The organism is Streptomyces sp. NPDC087787 (genome assembly GCF_044743035.1).
Classification (GTDB): Bacteria; Actinomycetota; Actinomycetes; order Streptomycetales; family Streptomycetaceae; genus Streptomyces.
In genome coordinates, this window is sequence record NZ_JBIUVQ010000002.1 from 15,223 (window position 1) to 40,043 (window position 24,821).

Genomic DNA, 24,821 nt, shown 5'->3' on the forward strand with positions numbered 1-24,821 from the left:
CACCACGACGTGCGTCGCCCTGGTGCCGAAGGCCACCTCTCAGGCGGCGAAGGCCTGGCCCTGTTCCTCGAGGCGGTCGAGGAGCTGGGGGTGGTGGAGGGCGGAGATCGCCGCCAGGAGGTCTGGGTGGCGGAGCAGGGCCGCTGCCTGCCGGTCGCCCTCGTCGGGAGTCACCAGGCGGCGGAACTCGGGGGGCGTGGAGGTCGGTTCGGTCGCCTCGGTGAGCGCGTCCACCGCGCGCCAGGCCAGTTCGGGGTCGGTGAGCAGACAGGCGGCCCAGCTCAGTACGACCTCGTCGACCCAGGTGCGCCACGCGTGCGCGTCCGGGTCGTCGCTCTCGACGCCGTCCGCGCCGGCGATCCAGTCGAGGCGGGCCGAGCCGCCGGGGCCGGCCATCATCACCAGCGCGGCGTCCACCGGCGTCGGGTAGCGCAGACGGGCCGCGACCGTCACCGCCTGGCGTGCCTGCGCCTCGCACAGGGCTGAGGCCAGGGCGCCGCCGGACGCCGGGTAGGCGCTGGTCAGCCAGTGGGTGGTCGCTGCGATGAGCGGGGAGAGAACTTCGTGCACTGCCGGGCCGTTCGAGCCGTTCACGGACAAAAAGGACTGCGTGAAACGGTAGCCCGTGACCCGGGCCGAGGAATATGGCCCAGGCCGCCTCCAGGGCGTGGCTTCCGCCACATTCGCACGCGCCGACGACGATGAGCGGCGGCGCCCGCCCGGAAGGCGGCCCCGAGGCCGATACCCGTACGGAACGGGGCCCGGTCAGGCCCCGGCGGGGAAGCGTTCCCAGACGCGGTGGGTGCCGAGGAGGGACGTGATCTCCTCCAGCGTGGCGGGACCGCCGGCGCCGACGATCACGCCGGGCGCGTCGACGGGCACACCGGCCGCCTCGAGCGCGTCCTCGGCGCCCTTCCACGCGCCGATCGCCTTGCCGTGCCGGAACGCCTCGGACAGCAGCAGGCCGACCCGCGGATCGTGGGTCGGCTGCTGGGCGGCGGTCAGGCCGGCCTTGGCGTCGCGGGCACCGTAGGCGTCGGCGCCCAGACCCGGCGTGCCGGCCAGCAGAATCGCGTCGAACTCCACGGACCGCGCGGTGGCGTAGGTGCGCTGAACGGTCAGCGCGCCGTCGCCGTTGCCGAGCTTCCCGCCGGACGGCGCGACGACGAGCGGCACCATGCCCGCGGCGAGCACCGCGTCGCGCACGGCCCGCACCCCGTCCAGGTCACCGTCCGGCCCGGCGACGATGCCGATGACCCGGCCCTCCGTGGGCCAGGTGCGCCCGACCTGGGACAGTGCCGGGCTGGGCGCGACGTCGGCCAGGGGCACGGTGGGCCGGGGCGCGGGCAGACCGAGGCCGGCGGCGACCTGGGCGCACAGTTCGGGGTCGACGTTGGCCAGGACCTGAAGACCGCGTTCCTTGACGGACTGCTCGTAGCACTTGCCGAGTTCGAAGGTGTAGGCGCCGATGATGTGCTCGCGCTCCACCGGGCTCATGCTGAGCCAGAACCGGCGCGGCTGGCTGAAGTGGTCCGCGAACGTCTCTGGCGCCTCCCGGACCTTCTTCGCCTCCGGTACCCGTACCGGCGCCTCGATGTACGCGCCCGTGTCCGCGCCCGCGACGAACGGACAGCCGCCGTCGAGGGAGTTGGGGCGGTAGGGGGCGACGCCCCGGTGCACGGCCGTCTGGTGGAAGCTGTCGCGCAGCATGTCGTTGACGGGCGCGTGCGTGCGGTTGACCGGGATCTGCCCGAAGTTGGGGCCGCCCAGGCGGGTGATCTGGGTGTCCAGATACGAGAAGAGGCGCCCGGCGAGCAGCGGGTCGTCGGTGATGTCGATACCGGGGACGAGGTGGCCGGGATGGAAGGCGACCTGCTCGGTCTCGGCGAAGAAGTTCGACGGGTTCCGGTCGAGGGTGAGCAGGCCGATGGGCTGCACGGGTGCGAGTTCCTCGGGCACGATGTTCGTCGGGTCCAGCAGGTCGATGCCCTCGAAGGTCTGCTCCGGGTTGTCGGGGAAGGTCTGGATGCCCAGCTCCCACTGGGGGTACGCGCCCGCCTCGATGGCGTCGGCGAGGTCCCGGCGGTGGAAGTCCGGGTCGACGCCGCTGACGATCTGCGCCTCCTCCCACACCAGGGAGTGCACGCCCAGCTTCGGCTTCCAGTGCCACTTCACCAGGGTCGTGCGGCCCTCCGCGTCGACCAGGCGGAAGGTGTGGATGCCGAAGCCCTCCATCGTGCGGAACGAGCGCGGGATGCCCCGGTCGGACATGTTCCACAGGGTGTGGTGGGTGGCCTCGGTGTGCAGGGTGACGAAGTCCCAGAAGGTGTCGTGTGCGCTCTGCGCCTGCGGGATCTCCCGGTCCGGGTGGGGCTTGCCCGCGTGGATGACGTCGGGGAACTTGATGGCGTCCTGGATGAAGAAGACCGGGATGTTGTTGCCGACCAGGTCGAAGACGCCCTCGCCGGTGTAGAACTTGGTCGCGAATCCACGGGTGTCGCGCACGGTGTCGGCCGAGCCCCGGGAGCCGAGCACCGTGGAGAACCGTACGAACACCGGGGTCTCGACATCCTTGGCGAGGAACGCGGCCCTGGTCACCGAGGCGGCCGTGCCGTAGCTCTTGAAGGTGCCGTGCGCCGCCGCGCCGCGGGCGTGGACCACGCGCTCGGGGATGCGCTCGTGGTCGAAGTGCATGATCTTCTCGCGCAGATGGTGGTCCTGAAGCAGTACGGGACCGCGCGGCCCTGCCTTGAGCGAGTGATCGGTGTCGTACAGCCGGGCGCCCTGGGCGGTGGTCAGGTAACTCCCGGCCTGCGCCATCTCGGCCTGGTCAGCGCCCGTCGGCTGCCCGGTGGGCGAGAACGTGTCCGGGCCGGTCTGGTCCGGCTTCGGCGGCAGCGGCCCCCGCGGGTCCGTCGGCTCGGCGAGGGACGGCGACTCGGAACCGGGCTTGCCCGGAATGCCCCCCTCCGGTCCCGCTCCGTCTCCGTGCAGGGCGCCGGTGATCTTCTGGGCTGCCTGCTTTATCGGCTTGGCCTTGCTCATGCGTACGTTCCTCCGCTCGTCGGCCGTGCGCTGTGGACCGCGGCCGCGTGCTGTCGGGGTACTGGCGGTCGCCCGCCGTGGGTCGCCGCCGAGCGTGTGCCGCCCGCGCCACGGGCACCGCGGGCGGTGCGTGGGGTCGGCGGGCATGGGCTCACACCGGCGAGGCAAGCGAACAAAGCACCCGAAACGGGCATCGGTCCTGTCAATCTCTCACGGCCCGGGGACCGGCGCACGGGTATGCGCCAGTGGAGTGACCCCGCCGGGCACCCCGGCCGCCCGGAGCGCGTACCCGGACAAGGCAGCTGCTGGGCGGCGCGCTGACGGCCTGTTCGGGGGCGTCGCGAGGGTGCCTCCGCCGTGCGGGCGACGGGCCCGGCCGGCGAGTCTTCGGACCACGACGTCCCGTCGGCGGCCCCCGAGGGGGGCCCGTACTCTGGGGGCCGTGCACATCTGTTTCGTCTGCAGCGGGAACATCTGCCGGTCGCCGTCCGCGGCGCTGGTGTTCGCCGAGCGGTTGCGCCGGGCGGGGCTCACGGACGCGGTCTCGGTCAGCAGTGCCGGCATCGGCCCCTGGCACGTCGGCGAGGCCATCGACGAGCGGGCCGGTGAGGCGCTGATCCGCCGCGGCTACCCGGTGCGACACGTCGCCGCCCAGGTCGGCGCCGAGCATCTGGACGCCGACCTTCTCCTGGCCATGGACCGCGACCACGAGAAGGCGCTGCGGCGACTCGTCGACGAACCGTCCCGGGTGCGGCTGCTGCGCTCGTTCGACCCGCGGGCGACCGGCGACCTGGACGTGCCCGACCCGTACTACGGCGGCCCGGAGGGCTTCGAAGAGGTACTGGCCATGATCGAGGCCGCGACCCCGGGCCTGCTCGACTGGGTGCGCGAGCGCCTGCCCTCGTGACCGCCGGCCCGCCGCGGGGCTCCGGCTCCGGCGAGGATCCCGCTGCCGCGGCCGCCCGGCTGACCGGACGTGCGGCGGCCCGACGGGGCTCGTCGGCGGGGAACCCCGCCGAGGTGACCCTCGACGACGGCCGGGCGGTCGTGGTCAAGCGCGGCGATGAGCCGGAGGCGGTGCGCGCCGAGGCCGCCGGGCTGCGCTGGCTCGCCGAGGCGGCCGCGGTGCGGGTCCCCGCCGTGCACGGCCACGACCGCCGGTGGCTGGTCACCGGCCGGGTCCCAGCCGGCCGGCCCGGTGCGGGGGCGGCGGAACGGTTCGGCCGTGACCTGGCCGCCCTGCACGCCGCCGGGGCGCCGGAGTTCGGTGCCGCCCCGCCAGGCGGCCCGCGTGAGGCGTACATCGGGCTCGCGCCGATGCGCAACGTGCCCGGCACCGACTGGCCGGGCTGGTACGCCGAGCACCGGGTGCTCCCCTATCTGCGCCGCGCGGCCGACGACGGCATCCTGCGCCCCGCCGAGGCGGCCGTGATCGAGCGCGCACTGGAACGGCTGCCCGAACGGGCCGGTCCCGCCGAGCCGCCCGCGCGACTCCACGGCGACCTGTGGAACGGCAACGTGCTGTGGGGTGCGGACGGCGAGGTGTGGCTGATCGACCCGGCCGCGCACGGCGGGCACCGGGAGACCGACCTGGCGATGCTCCAGCTCTTCGGCTGCCCGCACCTGGACCGGGTACTGGACGGATACCAGCGGGCCGCGCCGCTCGCGGACGGCTGGGCGGACCGCGTCGGACTGCACCAGCTCTTCCCGCTGCTGGTGCACACGGTGCTCTTCGGGCGCGGATACGCCGAACAGGCGGTCGCCGCGGCCCGTGGCGTCGGCGGCTGACCCTACGTGCCGTCCCGGGCGTGGCTCTCCACCAGCCGGGCGAGGTTGTCCAGGGCCATCCGCGTCCCCAGCTCGTTGTCCGCGCGCGGCACCTCGTCGGGGATGCCCTCGTGCACGATCACGACCTCCGTCCCGCCGTCCGCCCCGGCCAGTGACGTGGTCATCGTCATCGTGCCGTGCAGGGAGTCCTCGTCGGTCTCGAACGCGAGCACCTCGACCACCAGCCGACCGGGCACGAGCCGGGCGAAGTGCCCCCGGTAGGTGTCCGTGCGGCCACCCGACTTACCCCGGGCGCCCGGCTCGTCGTAGGAGAGGGACACCCGGAACGTGCCGCCCTCACGGGCGTCGAACTCGTGGACATGGGCGGTCATTCCGTCGGGGACGCGCCATCTCGCCACCGCGCCGGGGTCGGTGAGGGCCCGGTAGACAGCGGCGGGAGTGGCCCGCACCCGCCGTGAGACCCGTGTGGCATACATGGCTGCAACGTACACAAGCGCCGGGCGCGGTGCCTCACGATTGTCCCGGTTTTGTCACCAAGTAGCCCTGGAGTCCCAGGGGTTGCTTCCGCGCTTTTGAGCCGTGCTATGAAATACGCCGTCACAGTGGCGCGCGGCGTCCCACGGGGACGCCGTACGCCATGTCGGTCCGGTCCGTGAGGGCCGTAGGGGGAAGGTGTCACCGCAGTGAACCGTAAGCGCACGACCGTCGCGGCACTGGCCGCGGCCGGGGTCCTCACCGCCGCTCAGCTGGGTCTCGCCGGGGCCGCTTCCGCGGCGACCGCCGCGCCGCAGAGCTCGGGCTGCCCGATCGACATCGTCTACCCGTCCCGTTTCTACGTGGACCACAACGGGTGGGTGACGAACGGCGGCCTGTACTTCGGCATCAAGAGCAAGACCACGAAGAAGATCAAGAACGTCACGTTCACGGTCACCAACGTCAAGAACATCCGCTTCAGCACGGCGACACCGAAGGGCGGCAAGATCAGCCACAGGACCTCGCAGGTCGTGACGGTCCGCACCACGACCTTCAAGGGCAAGGCGAGCCTCGGCTTCAAGGTCCGGACCCACCTGCTGAACACCAGGAGCTACAAGGTGAAGTTCGCCCTGCACGGCTCCGGCTGGAACTGCGCCGTCAACCAGGGCACGTGGGGCGCCTGACCCCGTGGGCGGTGCCCCGGCCCCGCGCGGGCCGGGGCACCGCCCTCGCCGGGCCGGGGCACGGGCCTGCGCGGACCATGATCGGCGCCACCCGGGTACGCGGGTGACCGCGGGGTACGCTGCGAATACGGGCGCTTGAGAGCGCCGCCCTGTGCGCACCGGTGCGCGCGGCTGCGAGAAGGGCGGGTGCGGATGGACTGGCGTGGCTTCGCCGAGCAGATGGCCCAGCTCGCCCGGCGCCTGCTGGCCCAGGACTCCACTCAGGAGACGCTCGACGAGATCGTCCGGGCGGCCGTCGAGCTGATCGACGGGTGCGAGGCCTCCGGGATCCTGGCGGTGCGCAAGGGGCGCGCCGTGACGCTGGCCGCCAGTGGGGACCTGGTCGTGGAGTCCGACCGGTTGCAGGGCGAGACGGGCGAGGGGCCCTGCTTCGACGCGGCCCGCCGCGTCGACGGGGACCGGCTGTTCCGCATCGCCGACCTCACCACGCCGCAGCCGGCGTGGCCGCGGTACGCGCCGGCCGCCCGCGACCTGGGCATCGGCAGCATGATGGGTTTCCTGCTGTACACCCAGGACCAGGACTTCGGGGCACTCAACCTGTACTCCGGCCGTCCCGGCTCCTTCACCAAGGACAGCGAGACAGCGGGCTGGCTGCTCGCCTCGCACGCCGCCGTCGCCGTGGCGGGTGCCAGAACCGTCGACCAGCTCGAACACGCGTTGGAGACCCGGCACGCCATCGGCGAGGCCATGGGCATCCTGCGGGAGCGGCACGGCCTGAGCGAGGAGGACGCCTTCGCCGTGCTGCGCCGCATCTCCCAGCACCACAACATCAAGATCCGCGACCTCGCCCAGACCATCCGCACCGACGCCCACAAGGAAGCCTGACACCGCAGCGACGCGGCACGGCCGGGCACTGCCTCTCGCCTCACGGGGCGCGGCAGTGTAGACATGGCTCATGGTCCGACTCCCGGGTCGCACCGGCTCCCGGTCGGCCCGCCGTCCCCATCGACGGCGTCCAGAGCTCGCGTCCGGCCCGGCCGGGCAGGCGCGCGGGCGTTCCGGGCATGGCCGCACGGGCGGGAACAGACCGTTCGCGCTGCGCTCGGCCCTCGGCGGGCGCAGCGTCGCGGGACAGGTGTTCCTGCTCCAGGTCGCCATCGTGCTGCTGCTGGTCGCGGCCGCCGTGGTGGCACTGGTGCTCCAGGTGCGGCACGACAGCGACGACGAGGCCCGCAACCGCTCGCTCGCCGTCGCCGAGACGTTCGCCAACGCGCCGGGAGTCCGGGAGGCGCTCGCCGCCCCCAACCCGACGGCGGTGCTGCAACCGCGGGCCGAGGCGGCCCGCAAGGACGCGCACGTCGACTTCGTCGTCGTGATGAACACCCACGGAGTCCGCTACACCCACCCCGAGCCGGACCGCATCGGCAAGAGGTTCGTCGGCACCTTGCAGCCCGCGCTGGCCGGCCGCACCGTCGTCGAACAGGTCGACGGAACCCTCGGGCCGCTGGTGCAGGCCGTCGTGCCGATCCGAGCGCCGGACGGCAAGGTGGTGGGCCTGGTGTCGGCCGGCATCACCACCAGGAACGTCGGTGGCCTGGCGGACCGGCAGCTGCCGGTGGTGCTGAGCGCCGCTGCCGTGGCCCTCGCCCTCGCCACGGCGGGCACCGCTCTGGTCACCCGCCGGCTGCTGCGCCAGACCCACGGGCTCGGCCCGCGGGAGATGACCCGGATGTACGAGCACCACGACGCGGTGCTGCACTCGGTCCGGGAAGGCGTGATCATCGTCGGCGACGACGGAAGACTGCTGCTGGCCAACGACGAGGCGCGGCATCTGCTCGGCCTGCCCGAGGACGCCGAGCGCCGCCCCGTGCTCGACCTCGGACTCGACCCCCGGACCGCTGAGCTGCTGGCCTCCGGCCGGAGGGCCACCGACGAGGTGCGCCTGGTCGGCGACCGGCTGCTCGCGATCAACCAGCGGCCCACGGAGATGGCGGGCGGCCCGTCGGGCAGTGTGGCCACGCTGCGCGACTCCACGGAGCTGCGCGCTCTGTCCGGCCGGGCGGAGAAGGCACGGGAACGCCTCAGTCTGCTCTACGACGCCGGCGTGGGCGTCGGCACGACCCTGGACGTGACCCGGACCGCCGAGGAACTCGTCCGGGTCGCCGTTCCCCGGTTCGCGGACTTCGCGACCCTGGATCTGTACGACGCCGTGCTGGCCGGCGAGGACCCGGATCCGGGGGCCGCGCTGCGCCGCACCGCTTTCGCCGGGATCCGCGAGGACACACCGCTGTACCCGCTGGGCCAGGAGATCCGCTTCGTTCCCTCCACTCCGCAGGCGCTCGGTCTCAAGTCCCGCCGGCCGGTCCTCGAACCCCGTCTTGAGGCGGCCCCGGGCTGGCAGGCACAGGACACCGAGCGCACCGGGCGGGTGCTGGCGTCCGGCATCCACTCGCTGATCGCCGTGCCCGTGCGGGCGGGCAACCTGCTCCTCGGCCTGGTCAGCTTCTGGCGGTCGGAGAAGGACGAGCCCTTCGACACCGAGGAGCTGGCCCTCGCCGAGGAGCTGGTGGCCCGGGCGGCGGTCTCCATCGACAACGCCCGCCGCTACACCCGCGAGCACGGGCTGGCGGTCGCCCTCCAGCGCAGTCTGCTGCCGCGCAGCCTGCCCGAGCAGAACGCGCTGGACGTCGCCTCCCGCTATCTGCCCGCGCAGGCGGGCGTGGGCGGCGACTGGTTCGACGTGCTGCCGCTGTCCGGGGCGCGGGTCGCGCTCGTCGTCGGGGACGTGGTCGGTCACGGGCTGCACGCCGCGGCCACGATGGGCCGGCTGCGGACCGCGGTCAGCAACTTCTCCGCCCTGGACCTGCCGCCCGACGAGCTGCTCGGGCTGCTGGACGAACTGGTCTGCCGTATCGACCAGGACGAGACGGCCGACAGTTCCGGTGTGCCCGTCACCGGCGCGACCTGCCTGTACGCGATCTACGATCCTGTCTCGCGCCGCTGCGCGGTCGCCCGCGCCGGCCATCCGCCGCCCGCCGTGGTCGGGCCCGACGGGGACGTGACGTTCCCCGACCTGCCCGCCGGTCCTCCGCTCGGGCTGGGCGGGCTGCCGTTCGAGACGGCGGAGCTGGAGCTGGCCGAAGGGAGCCGGCTGGTCCTGTACACCGACGGGCTCGTGATGGACCGGGAACGGGACATCGACACCGGGCTGGCCCAGCTGCGCACCGCTCTCGCCTCCGCCGGCGAGTCCCCGGAGGACACGTGCCGGGCCGTCCTGGACGTCCGGCCGTCCCGGCCGGTGGACGACATCGCGGTGCTCGTGGCCCGCACCCGGGCACTGGGCCCCGGGCAGGTGGCCGAGTGGGATGTGCCCGGGGAGGCGTCGGCGGTCGGGGACGTACGCGCGACGGTGAGCCGGCGGCTGGTGGAGTGGGGTCTCGAGGAGCTGACGTTCGCCACCGAGCTGATCCTCAGCGAGCTGGTCACCAACGCGATCCGTTACGGCGCCGAGCCCATCCGTGTCCGGGTGCTGTGCGACCGCTCCCTGATCTGCGAGGTCTTCGACAGCAGCAGCACCTCGCCGCATCTGCGCTACGCGGCGAGCACGGACGAGGGGGGCCGCGGGCTGTTCCTCGTGGCGCAGCTCGCCGAGCGGTGGGGCACCCGGTACACGCCGACCGGCAAGGTCATCTGGGCAAAACAGCCGCTGCCCTGAGAGACCTCTGTCGCCGGCTGACGCCACGGGGGGCCGAGGCGCGGCGTCAGCCCAGGGCGCGGTCGAGGTTGTAGGCCGCGCTGATCAGGGACAGGTGTGTGAAGGCCTGGGGGAAGTTGCCCTGCTGCTCGCCGGTGGGGCCGATCTCCTCCGCGTACAGGCCGAGGTGGTTGGCGTAGGTGAGCATCTTCTCGAAGGCGAGGCGGGCCTCGTCGAGACGGCCGGCCCGGGTGAGGGCCTCGACGTACCAGAACGAGCAGATGGAGAACGTGCCCTCGTCGCCGCGCAGCCCGTCGGGGCTGGCCTGGGGGTCGTAGCGGTAGACGAGCGAGTCGGACACCAGGTCCTCGGTCAGCGCGTCGAGGGTGGACAGCCACTTGGGGTCGGTCGGCGCGATGAACTTCGCCAGCGGCATCATCAGCACGGCGGCGTCCAGGACGTCGCCGTCCTCGCACTGGACGAAGGCCTGCCGCCCGGCGGACCAGCCGCGGTCCATGATGCGGCGGTAGACGGCGTCCCGGCACTGCCGCCAGCGGGGCAGGTCGGCGGGCAGACCGCGGCGGTTGGCCAGCCGCATGGCGCGTTCGACGGCCACCCAGCACATCAGGCGCGAGTACAGGAAGTTCCGCCGGCCGCCGCGGGTCTCCCACACCCCCTCGTCGGGCTGGTCCCAGTGCTCGCAGACCCATTCCGCCAGCGCGGACACGTCGTCCCACTGGGCGCTGGAGATCGGCTGGGCCCACTTGTCGAAGAGGTAGATCGAGTCGATCAGGGCGCCGTAGATGTCGAGCTGGAGCTGGTCGGCGGCGGCGTTGCCGACCCGCACGGGCGCGGAGCCCCGGTGTCCCTCCAGGTGGCCGAGTTCGCGTTCGGGCAGCTCGGTGCGGCCGTCGATGCCGTACATGATCTGCAGCGGGCCGGTCGCCTTGCCGTCGCCCGGGCTGATGTGCCGGGTCACGAAGCGCATGAACGCCTCCGCCTCGCCGGCGAAGCCGAGGCGCAGCAGCGCGTAGACGGCGAACGCGGCGTCGCGCACCCAGACGTAGCGGTAGTCCCAGTTGCGCTCACCGCCGACCCGCTCGGGCAGGCTCGTGGTGGGCGCGGCGACGATGGCGCCGGTCGGGGCGTAGGTGAGCAGTTTCAGGGTCAGGGCGGAGCGGTGGACCATCTCCCGCCAGCGACCGCGGTAGCGGGACTGGGCGAGCCAGCGGCGCCAGTAGGCGACCGTGGCGCAGAACTGGTCCTCGGCCTCGGCATGGGCGCACCGCCGTGGGGCCACCTCGCCGCCGACCTGGTCCAGGGCGAAGACAGCCGACTCGCCCTCGGCGAGCTTGAAGTCCGCCCGCAGGTCCGTGCCGTCGTTCTCCAGGGGCACGGTGGACGTCAGGGCGAGGGACAGGGTCGCCGACTCGAACAGGGCCGTGCAGCCCTCCACGCGGACGGTGTGCGGGTCGGCGCCGTAGTTGAAGCGGGGGGCCACCCGGGCCCGGAACGGCAGGGTGCCGCGTACGCACAGCACGCGCCGGATGAGCCGGTGCCGTTCGGTCTCGGCGGATCCCCGCCGGTCTCCGCTCACCGGCATGAAGTCCTGCACCTCGCCGACGCCGTCCTCGGTGAAGAAGCGCGTGATCAGCACGTTGGTGTCGGGGAAGTAGAACTGCTTGGTGCGCGCCGCGTCGGCCGCGGCGAGTTCGAAGCGGCCGCCGCGCTCGGCGTCCAGGATCGCGGCGAAGACGCTCGGGGCGTCGAAGGAGGGGCAGCAGTACCAGTCGATCGTGCCGTCGGTGCCTACGAGGGCCACAGTGCGCAGGTCGCCGATCAGGCCGTGGTCGGCGATCGGAACGTAGCCGGGTGCGCCCGTGTCGGGCTCTCGGATTCGGGTGCCGGCCATCGCGGCTGCCTCCTGTCCCCGCGCCGTGCGCTCACTGCTTCCCGTGCGGACCGGTGTCGCGGTTGTCGCGGTCCGTCCGGCTTTCGCGCAGTTTCCCCTCCAGCTTAGGAGCGGCCTTCCGGATGCAGGGTGCCGTCCGACGGGCAATCGTGGGAGGAGGTCCCGCTCCCGCAGTACGAGGGCCGCATCCCGGACCCGGGCGGGGACCGGGCCGGACCCGAGGAGGCCACATGTCGACGTCACAACCCGACGCATCCCGCGAGCCCGGGGAGCGGTGCACCCCGGACGACATGCTGCACGCCCGCACCGGCACCGACGTCTCGCCCGAGGACGTGGTGCTGGCCGCGGGCCGCGACATCACCCCGCGCAACCTGGAGTGGGCCAAGCGCAAGATCGAGACGGAGGGCCCGGCCGCCCTCGACAAGCTGCTGCCGTAGAAGGCCGGAGCCGGAAGGGACCGGAGTTCTGACGCTCCGGTCCCTTCCTCTCGTCCCTTTCGCCGGGGGGCACCGCTCTGCCAGACTCCGGGGCGTGCCCGACTTCGACATGATCGTCATAGGATCCGGACCGGGCGGCCAGAAGGCCGCCATCGCCGCGGCCAAGCTGGGCCGCCGAGTGGCTGTCGTCGACAGCCCCGACATGGTCGGCGGGGTCTCGATCCACACCGGAACCATTCCCTCCAAGACCCTGCGCGAGGCGGTGCTTTATCTCACCGGGCTCAGCCAGCGCGATCTGTACGGTCAGAGCTACCGGCTGAAGGAGGACATCACCGTCGCCGACCTGACCGCGCGCACCCAGCACGTGGTGGGCCGCGAGGTCGACGTCATCCGCAGCCAGCTCTCCCGCAACCATGTGTCCCTGCTCGCCGGTACCGGCCGCTTCGTCGACGACCACACCGTCGCGCTGCGCGAAGTGACCGGCGAGGAAAAGCTGTTGACCGCCGAACACATCGTCATCGCGACCGGAACCCGGCCGGCCCGGCCGGACAGCGTGCAGTTCGACGGGCGCACCATCATGGACTCCGACAACGTGCTCACGCTGGAGCGGGTGCCGCAGTCGATGGTCATCGTCGGCGCGGGGGTGATCGGGATGGAGTACGCCTCCATGTTCGCCGCGCTCGGCAGCAGGGTGACCGTCGTGGAGCGGCGTCCGGGCATGCTCGACATGTGCGACGTCGAGATCGTGGAGTCGCTCCGCTACCACCTGCGGGACCTCGCCGTCACCTTCCGCTTCGGGGAGACGGTGGCCGCGGTGGAGCGGCACGAGCACGGCACGCTCACCGTGCTGGAGAGCGGCAAGAGGATACCGGCCGACGCGGTGATGTACTCGGCGGGCCGGCAGGGCCTCACCGACGGACTCGACCTGGAGAAGGCCGGGTTGAGCGCCGACGCGCGGGGCCGGATCGCGGTCGACGAGCACTACCGTACGCAGGTGCCGCACATCTACGCGGTCGGCGACGTGATCGGCTTCCCCGCGCTCGCGGCGACCTCGATGGAACAGGGGCGGGCGGCGGCGTACCACGCCTGCGGTGAGCCGGTCGGCAGGATGCTCGGCCTTCAGCCGATCGGCATCTACACGATCCCTGAGATCAGCTTCGTCGGGCGGACCGAGGACCAGCTCACCGAGGACCGGGTGCCGTTCGAGGTGGGTGTCTCCCGCTACCGCGAGCTGGCCCGCGGGCAGATCATCGGCGACTCGCACGGGTTGCTGAAGCTGCTGGTCTCGCCGGAGGACCGCACGCTGCTCGGCGTGCACTGCTTCGGCGCGGGGGCGACCGAACTCATCCACATCGGGCAGACGGTGATGGGCTGCGGCGGCACCGTGGACTACCTGGTGGACGCGGTGTTCAACTACCCGACGCTCGCGGAGTCGTACAAGGTGGCCGCCCTGGACGCGACGAACAAGCTGCGGCAGATCGACCGGATCGGAGACTGACCCGGGGGCCGGCTCGGGGACTGCCCGGGGCCGGGTCAGGGCTCGGTGCCGTCGTCCGGCAGCGTGTCGTCGTCGACGATGTGCACGGCGGCCTCCTCGGCGCCGGCGGCTCCCGCGTCGACGCCCTTCCCCGGTGGGCTGGTAGGCGTCGTCGGCCATCGGATCGGTGCTCACGGGTTCCTCCCTGGCGGACTGCGTGCGTGCGGACTCTGTGCGTGTCGTCGTCCGCGTTTCCCGCAGGGTCCGTCCCAATCACTCCGGCCGGCGGGAGGAGAGGTCCCGCGTCCGTCAGGCGGACACAGGCCGGCCGCCAGGACGAGGCCGATCCCGGCGCCCGTCAGCGGTCCCGCGGACTCGCCGGCCGCGCGGGCGGTGGTCCACAGGAACAGGGCCGTCTCCAGGCCCTCGCGGCCCACCGCGAGGAACGAGGTGAGGATCAGCACGCCCGCGCCCATGCCGAGCGCGCCGGTCACCTTCTCCTTGATCTCACCGGAGAGGCCGCGGGCCGAGCGGCGCATCCCGAACACCATGGCGGTGACGAACGCGACGGCCACGACGCTGAGGGCGCCGCCGAGCGCCTCCTGCGCGGTCGCGGACAGTGAGGCCGCCGTGAAGGTGAGCACCGCGCCGAAGCTCATCGCGAGCGCGATGGCCGCGAGGACGCCGGTCCACACCTGCGGCAGCCGGGACTTGGCTCCGGCCCTGACCAGGGTGGCGACCAGGATGGAGACGATCAGTCCGCCTTCGAGTCCCTCTCGCAGTCCGATCAGGAAACTCGGAAACGCGTCGTCCGACATGCCGTACGGTCCTCCCTGGCACACCGCCCCGGCCACTCCGGGGCCGGGTTAGTGAAGGCACGCCTAACTTGGTGATCCATCATGACCCCAGGTGTGTGGTCGACTGGTCATGAGGGGAGTCCTCGGTCGGCTCACACTTCACTCGTTCGAGCGATCACAGGAACGCCCCGGAAGCCTTTATCGTCTACAGTGACGTAGACGGTCTACAGATTTGTAGTCGCCCGGTCGCGGAGAACGAAGAACACCGCGAAGATCGAGGAACAAGGAGGCGCGCGGATGATCCTCGCCCTGTCGGGCTCGTCCATCGACGGCTCCCTGTACTCCTACGTGGTGGAGCTGGCCCGCCGCTCCCCCGCATGGTGGGACGACATGGTGACGGCGTGGTCGGCCTACGGCCTGGCCGTGTTCGCCGTGCTGATGGCGGCTGCCTGGTGGCGTTCTCGCCGGGTGGGTGCCCGGGCGGCGGTCGCGGCCCTGGCGGTGCCGCTCGTCGTGGTCCTCGCCTATGGCGTCAACTCGCTGGTGAAGCTGCTCGTGCACGAGATACGCCCGTGCCGCACGCTGCACGTGGTCACCCTGGAGTCCTGTCCGGCCCGCACCGACTGGTCCTTCCCCAGCAATCACGCGGCGATCGCCGCCGCGGCCGCGGTGGCGCTGCTCGTGATCTCGCGCCGGCTCGGCGCGGTCGCCTGCCTGGCCGCCGTCGCGATGGCCGCCTCCCGGGTCTGGGTCGGCGCCCACTATCCGCACGACGTGGCGGCCGGGCTCCTGACCGGCGCCCTCGTGGCCTACGTGGTGATGAAGGCGCTGCTGCGACGGCCGGAGACACTCGCCCGGCGCCTGGCCGCGACCCGGCTGCGGCCGTTGCTGGTGGCATGAGGCCCCGGGAGACCCCCGGCCTCGCGGGCAGCGTGGGGCTCGGCGCCTGGGCGGCGTTCGCCCTGCTCGGCCTGGTCGTCGCCGGCCACGGCGGTCCCCTGTCCGTGGACGGCACGCTGCTCTCCTGGTCCCTGGGGCACCGCCCGGCGGTGGCGGTGGCGGTTGCCCGCGGGCTCACCGCCACCGGGACCGGTGCCGTCCCGTACCTGCTCGTCGCACTGGCCGGCCTCGCCGTCGGCCGCACGGTCCGGCAGCGTGCGGCGGCGGCCGCTGCCGGACTCGGCTGCCTGCTGGCGGGTCAGGCCGTGCGGTACGCCGTGATGGAACTGGTGGCCCGGCCGCGTCCACCGCGGCAGGACTGGGCGGCCCACGCCTCGGGCTGGTCGTTCCCGTCCGGGCACACCACCACCTCGGCGCTGACCGCCGGGCTGGTGATCCTGGCGGTGACCGTACGCGCCCCGCACGGCCGTACGGCGGGCTGCCTCGTCGTCGGCTGCTGGGGCGCGCTGGTGGGGCTGACCCGGGTGTACCTCGGGGTCCACTGGTTCACCGACGTGATCGGCGGCTGGCTGTTCGCCGCGGGCTGGCTCGGGCTGTGCCTGGGAGCGGCGGCCCAGTGGCTGCCCGTCGGCCTCGCGTCCGGACTGAAGAGGAGAACCGAGGAACCGGCGGCGGAGCATGCGGGCCGGGGCCCGGGGGATGGCGGACGATCGCACCCCGCGTGACATCCAACCTCAGAGACCGCTGCTGTCGCGCGCCCGCGGGGCGACGTACAGGCGCAGGTCGCCGTAGCGGTGGGAGGGCCAGGTGCGGGCGTACGCCGGTGGGGTGCCGTCGGCCGTGGTGAGGACGGCGACCGGCAGGCTCCGGGCGGCCTGTTCGATGGCCGCCGGGGTGCTGTTGGTGTTGGGGCCCGAGGTCGAGGCGGAGCCGCAGCCGGTGTAGAAGGCGATCGGAATGGCCTCCTCACCGGCGAGCAGACAGGGCGGGCGCACCCCGAGGCCGTGCAGCGTGGCGGCGGTGCCGGACCAGACGCGGCGGTCGGCGGTGGTGCGGTGGACGGTGTGGGCGAGTACGGCGTACTGCACGGCCAGGTGCCCGGCGAGGCCGAGGGCGACCAGGGACACGGCGAGGCGCCGCCGTCTGCCGTTCGGCGCCCCGACGAGGTGGACGAGTGCGTCGGCGGCCGGGAGCGCGAGCAGGACGTAGGCGGGCAGCAGGAAGCGGGGGGCCGCGTATCCGATCAGGAACAGGTAGGGGAAGGCGGCAGTGGCGGCGCAGGCCAGCGCGATCAGCGTGGGCGGGGTCCGCCGGGCGCGTACGGCGAGGACGAGGCCCAGCAGGGCGAGCAGCGGCAGGACGTACCACCAGGCGGTGACGGCCGGGTTGGGCTGCGCTCCGGTGCACGGCCGGCACAGCGCGCGCCCGCCCAGGCTGCGCAGTTGGTCGGCCACCGCGAAGTGCCAGCCCAGGCCGCCCTGTATGGCGGAGCCGTCGGAGAGCCGCTGCAACAGGCCGCCGTAGCTGACGAACGCCTCGATCACCCATTCGGCGGACCCGGCGACCAGTCCGGCGAGCAGCGCGGCGAGCGGCTTCCCGTGCCGCTCCAGCAGCGCGAGCACGAGCAGGGGCAGGACCGCCCAGACGGCGTCCATGGGACGCATCAGCGCCATGAGGGCGGCGCCGCCCGCCAGGCCCCCCAGTGCGGCGTGATCCCGCGGGGCGGTCCGGGCGCGCAGGAAGCAGCCCGCGCAGGCGAGGGCGCCGATGGCGACCCAGTAGTTGGGCATGGCCTGCGGACCGTAGAACAGCGTCACCCACAGGGAGGCGAACAGGGCGCCGGCCAGGGCCAGGACGCCGGAGCCGAACAGGTGCCGCCACACGCGCAACGCCAAGTACAGGGCGAGCCCGGAGAGTACCGCGAGGTAGACGCGCAGCAGCACGGTGGAGGACGACCAGGAGGCGACCGGCGCGACGAGCAGCGAGACGCCGCGGGCGCGCGGGGCGCTGAAGTAGGCGGCCGGCGCGTGGGCGCTGACCTGGCTGACGTAGATGGACTCGTCCCAGCCGAGGCCCATGGCGGGGCGGACCAGGAGGAGTTGGGCGAGGGTGAAGGCGGCGGCCACGAGGGTGTCGCCGCGGGCGCGGTGGACGCGGACCGGGCCGGGTCTCGGTCCGGCTCGCCGCGTCCCGGCGGGTATGGCGTGCGTACTGTCGGCCATCTCCATCCCTCACCCCCGTACCGCGGGGTTTCGGACTCCCCGCGTTCCGCGCCGCGGCGCGGAACCAGGTAAGCAGGAACCAGGTGGGACGTCAGAGAAACAAGCAGGACAACGGGAGAACGGGACAACGGAAGAGAAGAAGGGGGTCGACATCAGCAAAACAGCCATGACATCGGGGGGAACAGGGACAAACTAACCCGCGCCGCGCCCACGTGCCGTGCGGGACGCCGCCGGACGCCTGAACCCCCTACGCGCTGTAAGGTTGAGGGCATGGCTGGAAGAGGGCCTCACGGCAGGGTGGAACGGCGCAGTCCGGGCGAGTTGGAGAGCGAGGTCCTCGCGGCTCTGTGGTCCACGGACCACCCGCTCACCCCGGCCGAGATCCAGCTGGAGATCGGCGGAGGCCTGGCCTACAACACCGTGCACACCATCCTCAAGCGCCTGTACGACAAGGGCCTTGTACTGCGCGAGGTGGACGGGCGGCGGGGTGCCTACCGGCCGGCCAAGAACGCGGCCGAACTGACCGCCCAGGCGATGCACGACGCCCTGGACCGGGGCCCCGATCCGATCGCCGCCCTCCAGCAGTTCGTGACCGGGCTGAGCCCCGAGGAGGAGCGGGCCCTGCGCGAGTTGCTCGCCGGGGGAGCCGCGTGACGGTCGACGTCTACACCCCCCTGGCGCTGTCCGTGCTGCTCGCCGCGATCAGCCCCGCTGTCGGCCGGCGGGTGGCTCCGGCCCAGGCGGCGCGCGTGCTGACCGCCGCCGCCGCGGTGTCGGCCGCCGCCACCGTCTGGTCCCTGGTCCTGCTGGCCGCCACCCTCCTCGACGACGCCCCGCCGTTCGTCGCCGGGGCCCGGGCGGCCGGCCACCCGATCCCGGAGCCGGTGCCCGAGGCCATCGGGATCGCCGCCTGCCCGGCCCTCGCGCTGATCGCCCACCGGCTGTGGCGTGCCGTCCGCGCCGAGTGCACCACGCGCCGCGCACTGCGGCGGCTGTGCGAGGGGCAGCCCGGGGACACCGAACTCGTCGTCGCCGCCTCGCCCGTGCCGCGGGCGTTCGCCATTCCCGGCTCGCCGGGCCGGATCCTGGTCACCGCGGCGATGCTCCGCGCGCTGGAACCCGTCGAGCGCCGGGTGCTGCTCACCCACGAGCGCGCCCATCTGGCGCACCGGCACGCGCTGCTGGTGACCGCGGCCACGCTGGCCTTCGCGGCCAACCCGCTGCTCGGTCCGGTGCGCGACCAGGTGGCCTTCCTCGTCGAGCGCTGGGCGGACGAGCGGGCCGCCGCGGCGGTCGGGGACCGCACCACCACCGCCCGCGCGCTCGCCCGCGCGGCGCTCACGGCCGGGCGGGCGGAGCCCTCGTGCGGGCTTGGCTTCACCGACCGTGCCGTCACCCGGCGTATCGCGGCCCTCCAGTCCGCCCCGCCGCCGCACCTGCGTTCCGTCGCTGCGGCCGTCCTCGCCCTCGGCGCACTGACCGCCCTGGGCGCCGCCGACGCCACGGGCGACCTGCTGCGACTGCTGGCGCACGTCGTGCCGTAGCCCGACGGCGCTCCAGGGGCCGACGGCGTTTCCCGGGCCGGCTGTCTCCGTGAATCGACGGTTTCCGCGGACCGACGGGATCGTGGGCCCGCAGCGACCGTACGGCGGGCGGCGCACGCCTCAGCCGGGGGCGTTGGGCTTGCGGTGCGGGGGCTGTTCCGGCGCCGGCAGGTGCTTCGGCGGCGGCAGCGGGCGGGCCGTGGCGGCGCCCGGCCGGAGCGTGACCGGGGTGCCGTGGTGACGGATCGTCATGGCCGGCCCGTCGAGCAGCGAGTACGTGGCGCTCTGCTGGGTGACCTCCACGCGCAGTCGGCGGCCACGGAACTGGACGGAGAAGGCGAGGCGGCTGAACTTCTCCGGCAGCCGCGGCGAGAACCACAGCTCCTCACCTTCCCTGCGGGTGCCGCCGAACCCGGCCACGAGCGCCAGCCAGGTACCGGCCAGGGAGGCGATGTGCAGCCCGTCGCGGGTGTTGTGCTCCAGGTCCTCCAGGTCCATGAGGGCGGCCTCGGCCGCGTAGTCGTAGGCCAGGCGCAGATGGCCCGCCCGCGCGGCGATGACGGCCTGCACACAGGCCGACAGTGAGGAGTCCCGAACGGTCAGCGGCTCGTAGTAGGCGAAGTTGCGGGCGAGGTGCTCCTCGTCGAACTCGCTGCCGCAGGTGTACATCGCGAGGACCAGGTCGGCCTGCTTGATCACCTGCTTGCGGTACAGGTCGAAGTAGGGGAAGTGCAGCAGCAGCGGGTACTGGTCGGCGCGGGTGCCGGCGAAGTCCCAGCGCTGGTAGCGGGTGAAGCCCGCGTGCTGCTCGTGCACCCCCAACTCGGCGTTGTAGGGGATGTTCATCGCCTCGGCCGCGTCCCGCCAGGTGGCGCTCTCCTCGTCGTCGGCGCCGAGCCGCTCGGCCTCCTTCGGATGGCGTTCGACGACGTCGGCCGCGGCCAGCAGGTTCGCCCGGGCCATCAGGTTGGTGTACGTGTTGTCGTCGGCGATCGCGCTGTACTCGTCGGGGCCGGTGACGCCGTCGATGTGGAAGGTGCCGTGGTGGTCGTGGTGGCCCAGCGAGCGCCACAGCCGGGCCGTCTCCACCAGCAGTTCGACTCCGGTGTCGCGTTCGAAGTCCTCGTCGCCCGTCGACGCGACGTAGCGCACCACGGCGTGCGCGATGGCGGCGTTCACGTGGAAGGCGGCGGTGCCGGCGGGCCAGTACGCCGACCCCTCCTGGCCATCGATGGTCCGCCAGGGGAACGCGGCGCCGCGCAGGCCCAGTTGGGCGGCGCGCTCCCGGGCGGCGGGCAGGGTGTTCTGGCGCCAGCGCAGCGCCTCGGTCACGGCGTCGGGCGAGGAGTAGGTGAGCACGGGGAGCACGAACATCTCGGTGTCCCAGAAGGCGTGCCCGTCGTACCCGGAGCCGGTCAGTCCCTTGGCCGCGATCGCCCGTTCCTCGGCGCGGGCGCCGGCCTGGAGGACATGGAAGAGGGCGAAGCGGACGGCCTGCTGGATCTCCTCGTCGCCGTCCACCTCGACGTCGGCACGGGACCAGAAGTCGTCGAGGTACGCCCGCTGTTCCTCGACCAGGCCGTTCCAGCCGCCGTGCGCGGCGGCCGCCAGGGCCGCGTCGACCTGGTCGCTCATCGCCGGCAGGGAACGGGCGCCGGACCAGCCGTGCGCGACGAACTTCTCCACCCGCAGCCGCTCTCCCGGCTGGAGGACGGAGGTGACCGTCAGCCGGGCCAGGTGGGGATGGCTCTCACTGTCGGCCGTGGTGTGCTCGGGCCCGGAGACGGCGTGGTCGGCGGCCACGGCCACCCGCAGGCCGCTGTGCCGGGTGCAGTGGACCAGCCGCAGCCGCTTGCCGGAGGCGAAGTCGTCCTCCGGCTCCAGCGGGGACTCCAGGGCCATCGCCGCCCGCGGGTCTCCGTTGGACTGCGGCATCTGCTCGTTGGCCACCAGCTCCGACTGGATGACCACGCGTGCCTGGGAGCCGACGGGCTCCACCTCGTAGGCGACCGCGGCGATCGACCGCTGGGTGAGGGAGACCAGCCGGGTGGAGCGCACCCGGATCGTCGTACCGGCCGGGGAGATCCACTCGCAGGTCCGCTCCACCACCCCGCGGCGCAGGTCGACGGTGCGCTCGTGCGAGACCAGCCGGCCGTAGCGCAGGTCGAACGGCTCGTCGTCGACGAGCAGCCGCAGCACCTTGCCGTTGGTGATGTTGATGAGCGTCTGGCCCGACTCGGGGTAGCCGTAGCCGGCCTCCGCGTACGGCAGCGGATGCACCTCGTACACGCCGTTGAGGTAGGAGCCGGGCAGTCCGTGCGGTTCGCCCTCGTCGAGGTTGCCGCGCCAGCCGACGTGCCCGTTGGACAGCGCGAAGACGGACTCGCTCTGGGCGAGGACGTCCAGACTGAGTTCCGTCTCGCGCACGGTCCACGGCTCGACGGCGTACGAACGATGGGTGATCACGCGGTTCCTCCTCCCACGCCGAGAAGTTCGGCGAGGTCCTTGACGACCACGTCGGCGCCGTGCGCGTACAGCGCGTCGCGCTGGCCCACGCGGTCGACGCCGACGACGTATCCGAAGCGGCCCGAGCGGCCCGCCTCCATGCCGGCCAGAGCGTCCTCGAAGACGGCGGCCCGCCCGGCGTCGACGCCCAGGTCGCGGGCGGCGGCCAGGAAGGTGTCCGGGTGGGGCTTGCCCGGCAGACCGCGTTCGCGGGCGACCACCCCGTCGACACGGACGTCGAAGAGGCGCTCGGCGTCGATGGAGTGCAGGACGTCCCGGGTGTTGGCGCTGGAGGAGACGATCGCGGTCCGCAGGCCCTTGGCCCGGACGGCCCCGATGTAGCGCAGGGTGCCCTCGTACGCCTCCACACCCTCGGTACGGATTTTCTCCAGCAAGAGTTCGTTCTTGCGGTTGCCGACCCCGTTGACCGTCCGGGCGTCCGGCGGGTCGTCGGGCTCGCCCTCGGGCAGTTCGATGCCGCGCGAGGCGAGGAAGGTGCGCACCCCGTCGGCGCGCGGGCGGCCGTCGACGTACTCGTCGTAGTCGGCGACCGGGTCGAACGGCCGGAAGCCGGCGCCGTCCCGCTCGCGCAGGAAGGCGTCGAACGTCTCCTTCCAGGCGGCCGCGTGCACCACGGCCGTCTTGGTGACCACCCCGTCGAGGTCGAAGAGGCAGACGGTGATGTCTTCGGGCAGACCGAGCTCTGTCATAAAGGCACCTTTCCCCGCATCGCGGCTTTGAGAGGGTGTCGAGTGCCACATCCGGCCCTTGTCGTGCCCATCCGTTCCCGCCGACCGGGTGACACACTGTGCCGTGTGCCGCTGACCTTCGACGACCTCCTGGCCCGCGCCCGGGCCCTGCCCCGTGCCGGACACCGAGCGGTTCTCGGGGTCGCGGGCAGCCCCGGCGCGGGCAAGTCGACCCTGGCCGAGCACGTGGTGCGGGCGCTGAACGCGGACGGGGAACCCTGGGTGGCGCACGTGCCCATGGACGGCTTCCACCTCGCCGACGCCGAACTCGACCGGCTCGGCCGCCGCGACCGCAAGGGCGCGCCGGACACCTTCGACGCGGCGGGGTACGCGGCGCTGCTGGGCCGGCTGCGCGAGGAGACGGACGAGACGGTGTACGCGCCCGGCTTCGACCGCGTCCTGGAGCAGCCCGTCGCGGGCACCGTCCCGGTGCCGCCGTCCGCCCGGCTGGTGGTGACGGAGGGCAACTACCTGCTGCTGGACACCGGTTTGTGGGCGCGGGTGCGGCCCCGCCTGGACGAGGTGTGGTTCTGCGAACTCGACGAGCCGGAGCGCGTACGCCGCCTGGTCGCCCGGCACGAGGAGTTCGGCAAGTCGCACCAGGAGGCGGTGGCCTGGGTCCTGGGCACCGACCAGCGCAACGCCGACCTGGTCGCGGCGACCCGGTCCCGCGCCGACCTGGTCGTGCCGACGTCGGCCCTGCCGCCCGGCAGGCGGGCGGCCTGAGCCCGGCCGGTCCCGGCCGCCGACGAGCCCCGGGCGGGTCGCCCGGCCGGGGCCCGGCCCCGGCCGTCCGGCGAATCCGCTCCCGGTCACCCGACGCGGCGGCGGCCGCGCCGCGTTGGACTATGTTGGGCCTCTGTGGGAGACAAAGGAAGCGCGCCGGTGTCATCACCGCAGCAGGCGCGCGCGCAGGCGTCCGCGATCACCTCGGGAAAGACGGCGCCCCGCGCGGAGGCCGCCCCCGCGTCCCAGCTGCGGACGATCTTCGACGGACCCCATCTGTCTCCCGGGCAGCGCCGCATCGCGCAGTACCTGATCGAGAACATCACCGAGGCCGCGTTCCTGTCGATCACGGAGCTGGCCGACCGGGTCGGCGTCAGCCAGCCGTCGGTGACGCGGTTCGCCGCGGCGGTCGGCTTCAGCGGCTACCCCGCGCTGCGCGAGAGGCTCCAGTCCTTCGCGCTGCGGACGCTGGCGGGCGGGCCCGGCGCGGCCGCGCAGGACCGGAGCAACGAACTCCAGGCGGCCGTCGACGCGGAGATCGGGAACCTCGAGAACCTGCGCCGCGACTTCGCCGACCCCCGCCTCGTGATCGACACAGGCCGCGCGCTGTCGCTCTCGACCCCGCTGACCGTCCTCGGCCTGCGCATCTCGGCGTCGCTCGCCGAGTACTTCGCCTACGCGGCGCGGCGCATCCATCCGGACGTGCGGCTGGTGACCCGCGGCGGCAGCGTCGCCTACGACACGCTGCTGCAGGCCCGGGAGGCCGGCGGCACCTGGGTGCTGGCCTTCTCCATGCCCCGGCACGCCCACGAGACCCTGGCCGCCGTCCGGGTGGCCCGCGACGCCGGGCTCAAGGTGGCCGTGATCACCGACCTGGCGCTCGGGCCGGTGGCCGACGAGGCCGACGTCACCTTCGCCACCGGGACCGGGCCGCGGCTGGTCTTCGACTCCTACGCCGCGCCCGCGGTGATGTGCGCGGCGCTGCTCCAGGCCATGACCGACGCCGACCCGGAACGGACCCAGGCCCGGCTGGAGGCGTACGAGCAGATCGCCGACCAGCACGACTTCTTCCTCCGGGACTGACCGGCGGAGCATGAATGTTTACATACCCCTTGCCAAGCGGACGGCATATATAAATACTGCTCACGGATCACGCCCGGCCCAACCCCGGTACGTGCCCCACCCTGCACGGGCCCCGAGCCGCCGTCTCCCACCGGCGTCGGCACATGGGGTGCCGGGTCGGGTATCGCCTGTGCGAGCGCCCGCGGCGGCCCCGGCCCTCCCCTAGGCCGGGGCCGCTCACCTCGTCGTCCCACCCCGTCGTCGTCCCACCCCTGCACGACGCCGCACACCGGAAGCGATGCCATGACCCAGACGACCACGCGCCTCGGCCCGGACTGGCCCCGCCAGGTCAAGACCCCCGGCAGCCACGACTGGGAACGCTCCGCGGCCAAGTGGCTCCGCGAACTGGTCCCGGCGCGCTACGGCAGCTACCCGGCGCTGATCCGCCACCCCGTCCTGCTCGCCCGGCATGCGCAGATACAGGTCCAGCAGGAGGTCAGGGTGGCCCGCACCGCCCTGCAGACCGCGCGCGCCGAGCTGCCCCGGCTCGGTGTGCCCGAGGCGGTCATCGAGCACACGATCAAGCTGTACGCCGCCGAACTGCTGCAACTCCAGCACATCGCGCGCAGCGTCCGCGTGGTGACGGAGGCACTCGCGGAGCGCGCGGGACACCGGTGAGGCGTCCCGGCCGCGCCCGCCCGGCGCCGGGTCCCCCGTGAATCCGGGCCGGCAATCCGGTGATCGGACCGGCCGGTATGTGCGATGCTCGACGCGTGACCAGCGAAGGCGCCGTTCCCGCGGAGTCC

22 protein-coding genes and 1 pseudogene are annotated in these 24,821 nt (G+C 73.1%); 14 read left to right on the forward strand and 9 right to left on the reverse strand.

Annotated features, from left to right (window positions below; all coding sequences use genetic code 11):
- Window positions 1-39: 39 nt before the first annotated feature.
- Window positions 40-570, reverse strand: a complete 531-nt coding sequence (locus ACIOWN_RS04115; RefSeq protein WP_362348627.1) for a hypothetical protein — start codon at window positions 568-570, stop codon at window positions 40-42.
- Between the two features lie 195 nt (window positions 571-765).
- A complete protein-coding gene (locus tag ACIOWN_RS04120) occupies window positions 766-3,045 on the reverse strand; it encodes a catalase (protein WP_362348626.1) in 2,280 nt (759 codons plus the stop codon).
- A 442-nt stretch (window positions 3,046-3,487) separates the two neighbouring features.
- Between ACIOWN_RS04120 and ACIOWN_RS04125 the strand changes: the two genes are divergently transcribed.
- Together ACIOWN_RS04125 and ACIOWN_RS04130 are read left to right on the forward strand one after the other, a co-directional pair.
- Window positions 3,488-3,952 (forward strand): low molecular weight protein-tyrosine-phosphatase, encoded by a 465-nt coding sequence (locus ACIOWN_RS04125; RefSeq protein WP_362348624.1) that lies wholly within the window; start codon window positions 3,488-3,490, stop codon window positions 3,950-3,952.
- The gene (locus tag ACIOWN_RS04130; protein ID WP_362348623.1) at window positions 3,949-4,833 is read left to right on the forward strand and encodes a fructosamine kinase family protein; all 885 of its coding nucleotides are present in this window, start codon (window positions 3,949-3,951) and stop codon (window positions 4,831-4,833) included. Before ACIOWN_RS04125 ends, ACIOWN_RS04130 begins: the two co-directional genes overlap by 4 nt.
- A gap of 2 nt (window positions 4,834-4,835) precedes the next feature.
- Here ACIOWN_RS04130 and ACIOWN_RS04135 read toward each other — a convergent pair whose 3' ends face one another.
- On the reverse strand, window positions 4,836-5,309 hold the full coding sequence (locus ACIOWN_RS04135) for an SRPBCC family protein (protein WP_362348621.1): 474 nt from the start codon (window positions 5,307-5,309) through the stop codon (window positions 4,836-4,838).
- Window positions 5,310-5,516: 207 nt separating this feature from the next.
- Between ACIOWN_RS04135 and ACIOWN_RS04140 the strand changes: the two genes are divergently transcribed.
- The 3 genes from ACIOWN_RS04140 (at window position 5,517) to ACIOWN_RS04150 (ending at window position 9,705) form a co-directional block, all read left to right on the forward strand.
- Window positions 5,517-5,990 (forward strand): hypothetical protein, encoded by a 474-nt coding sequence (locus tag ACIOWN_RS04140; protein WP_362348620.1) that lies wholly within the window; start codon window positions 5,517-5,519, stop codon window positions 5,988-5,990.
- Window positions 5,991-6,182: 192 nt separating this feature from the next.
- Window positions 6,183-6,875, forward strand: coding sequence for a GAF and ANTAR domain-containing protein (locus ACIOWN_RS04145; protein ID WP_362348619.1), 693 nt, complete (start codon window positions 6,183-6,185; stop codon window positions 6,873-6,875).
- Window positions 6,876-6,945: 70 nt separating this feature from the next.
- Entirely contained in the window at window positions 6,946-9,705 is a 2,760-nt protein-coding gene (locus ACIOWN_RS04150; protein ID WP_362348617.1) for a SpoIIE family protein phosphatase, read from the forward strand.
- Between the two features lie 46 nt (window positions 9,706-9,751).
- On the opposite strand, the gene ACIOWN_RS04155 is transcribed toward ACIOWN_RS04150, so the two are convergent.
- Window positions 9,752-11,596 (reverse strand): glycoside hydrolase family 15 protein, encoded by a 1,845-nt coding sequence (locus ACIOWN_RS04155; protein WP_401980276.1) that lies wholly within the window; start codon window positions 11,594-11,596, stop codon window positions 9,752-9,754.
- 230 nt (window positions 11,597-11,826) lie between these two features.
- Between ACIOWN_RS04155 and ACIOWN_RS04160 the strand changes: the two genes are divergently transcribed.
- Window positions 11,827-12,033 (forward strand): hypothetical protein, encoded by a 207-nt coding sequence (locus ACIOWN_RS04160; RefSeq protein ID WP_358729697.1) that lies wholly within the window; start codon window positions 11,827-11,829, stop codon window positions 12,031-12,033.
- A gap of 94 nt (window positions 12,034-12,127) precedes the next feature.
- Window positions 12,128-13,531 carry a Si-specific NAD(P)(+) transhydrogenase gene (gene sthA / locus ACIOWN_RS04165; protein ID WP_401980278.1) on the forward strand — a complete coding sequence of 468 codons (1,404 nt, stop codon included), beginning with the start codon at window positions 12,128-12,130 and terminating at the stop codon, window positions 13,529-13,531.
- Window positions 13,532-13,566: 35 nt separating this feature from the next.
- On the opposite strand, the gene ACIOWN_RS04170 is transcribed toward sthA, so the two are convergent.
- Entirely contained in the window at window positions 13,567-13,695 is a 129-nt protein-coding gene (locus ACIOWN_RS04170) for a DUF5709 domain-containing protein (RefSeq protein WP_401980633.1), read from the reverse strand.
- 132 nt (window positions 13,696-13,827) lie between these two features.
- Window positions 13,828-14,328 (reverse strand): annotated as a pseudogene (locus ACIOWN_RS04175) (FTR1 family protein); the annotation flags it as partial.
- 276 nt (window positions 14,329-14,604) lie between these two features.
- On the opposite strand from ACIOWN_RS04175, the gene ACIOWN_RS04180 reads away from it, so the two are divergent.
- Entirely contained in the window at window positions 14,605-15,207 is a 603-nt protein-coding gene (locus ACIOWN_RS04180) for a phosphatase PAP2 family protein (protein ID WP_362348609.1), read from the forward strand.
- A complete protein-coding gene (locus tag ACIOWN_RS04185) occupies window positions 15,204-15,932 on the forward strand; it encodes a phosphatase PAP2 family protein (protein WP_401980280.1) in 729 nt (242 codons plus the stop codon). The genes ACIOWN_RS04180 and ACIOWN_RS04185 overlap by 4 nt, the downstream gene beginning before the upstream one ends.
- Before the next feature lie 9 nt (window positions 15,933-15,941).
- Here ACIOWN_RS04185 and ACIOWN_RS04190 read toward each other — a convergent pair whose 3' ends face one another.
- Entirely contained in the window at window positions 15,942-17,429 is a 1,488-nt protein-coding gene (locus ACIOWN_RS04190; RefSeq protein ID WP_401980281.1) for a hypothetical protein, read from the reverse strand.
- A gap of 270 nt (window positions 17,430-17,699) precedes the next feature.
- Between ACIOWN_RS04190 and ACIOWN_RS04195 the strand changes: the two genes are divergently transcribed.
- Complete coding sequence (locus ACIOWN_RS04195; protein ID WP_362348604.1) at window positions 17,700-18,083, forward strand: BlaI/MecI/CopY family transcriptional regulator; 384 nt, start codon at window positions 17,700-17,702, stop codon at window positions 18,081-18,083.
- The gene (locus tag ACIOWN_RS04200; RefSeq protein WP_362348602.1) at window positions 18,080-18,973 is read left to right on the forward strand and encodes a M56 family metallopeptidase; all 894 of its coding nucleotides are present in this window, start codon (window positions 18,080-18,082) and stop codon (window positions 18,971-18,973) included. The genes ACIOWN_RS04195 and ACIOWN_RS04200 overlap by 4 nt, the downstream gene beginning before the upstream one ends.
- Window positions 18,974-19,093: 120 nt before the next feature.
- Here ACIOWN_RS04200 and ACIOWN_RS04205 read toward each other — a convergent pair whose 3' ends face one another.
- Window positions 19,094-21,439 (reverse strand): glycoside hydrolase family 65 protein, encoded by a 2,346-nt coding sequence (locus ACIOWN_RS04205; protein ID WP_401980284.1) that lies wholly within the window; start codon window positions 21,437-21,439, stop codon window positions 19,094-19,096.
- Window positions 21,436-22,188, reverse strand: a complete 753-nt coding sequence (locus ACIOWN_RS04210; protein WP_362348598.1) for a beta-phosphoglucomutase family hydrolase — start codon at window positions 22,186-22,188, stop codon at window positions 21,436-21,438. The genes ACIOWN_RS04205 and ACIOWN_RS04210 overlap by 4 nt, the downstream gene beginning before the upstream one ends.
- A 105-nt stretch (window positions 22,189-22,293) precedes the next feature.
- Between ACIOWN_RS04210 and ACIOWN_RS04215 the strand changes: the two genes are divergently transcribed.
- The 3 genes from ACIOWN_RS04215 (at window position 22,294) to ACIOWN_RS04225 (ending at window position 24,693) form a co-directional block, all read left to right on the forward strand.
- Window positions 22,294-22,953 (forward strand): nucleoside/nucleotide kinase family protein, encoded by a 660-nt coding sequence (locus ACIOWN_RS04215; RefSeq protein ID WP_362348596.1) that lies wholly within the window; start codon window positions 22,294-22,296, stop codon window positions 22,951-22,953.
- Window positions 22,954-23,112: 159 nt separating this feature from the next.
- Window positions 23,113-24,036, forward strand: coding sequence for a MurR/RpiR family transcriptional regulator (locus ACIOWN_RS04220; RefSeq protein WP_362348594.1), 924 nt, complete (start codon window positions 23,113-23,115; stop codon window positions 24,034-24,036).
- A 282-nt stretch (window positions 24,037-24,318) separates the two neighbouring features.
- Window positions 24,319-24,693, forward strand: a complete 375-nt coding sequence (locus ACIOWN_RS04225) for a hypothetical protein (RefSeq protein ID WP_362348592.1) — start codon at window positions 24,319-24,321, stop codon at window positions 24,691-24,693.
- Window positions 24,694-24,821 lie beyond the last annotated feature (128 nt).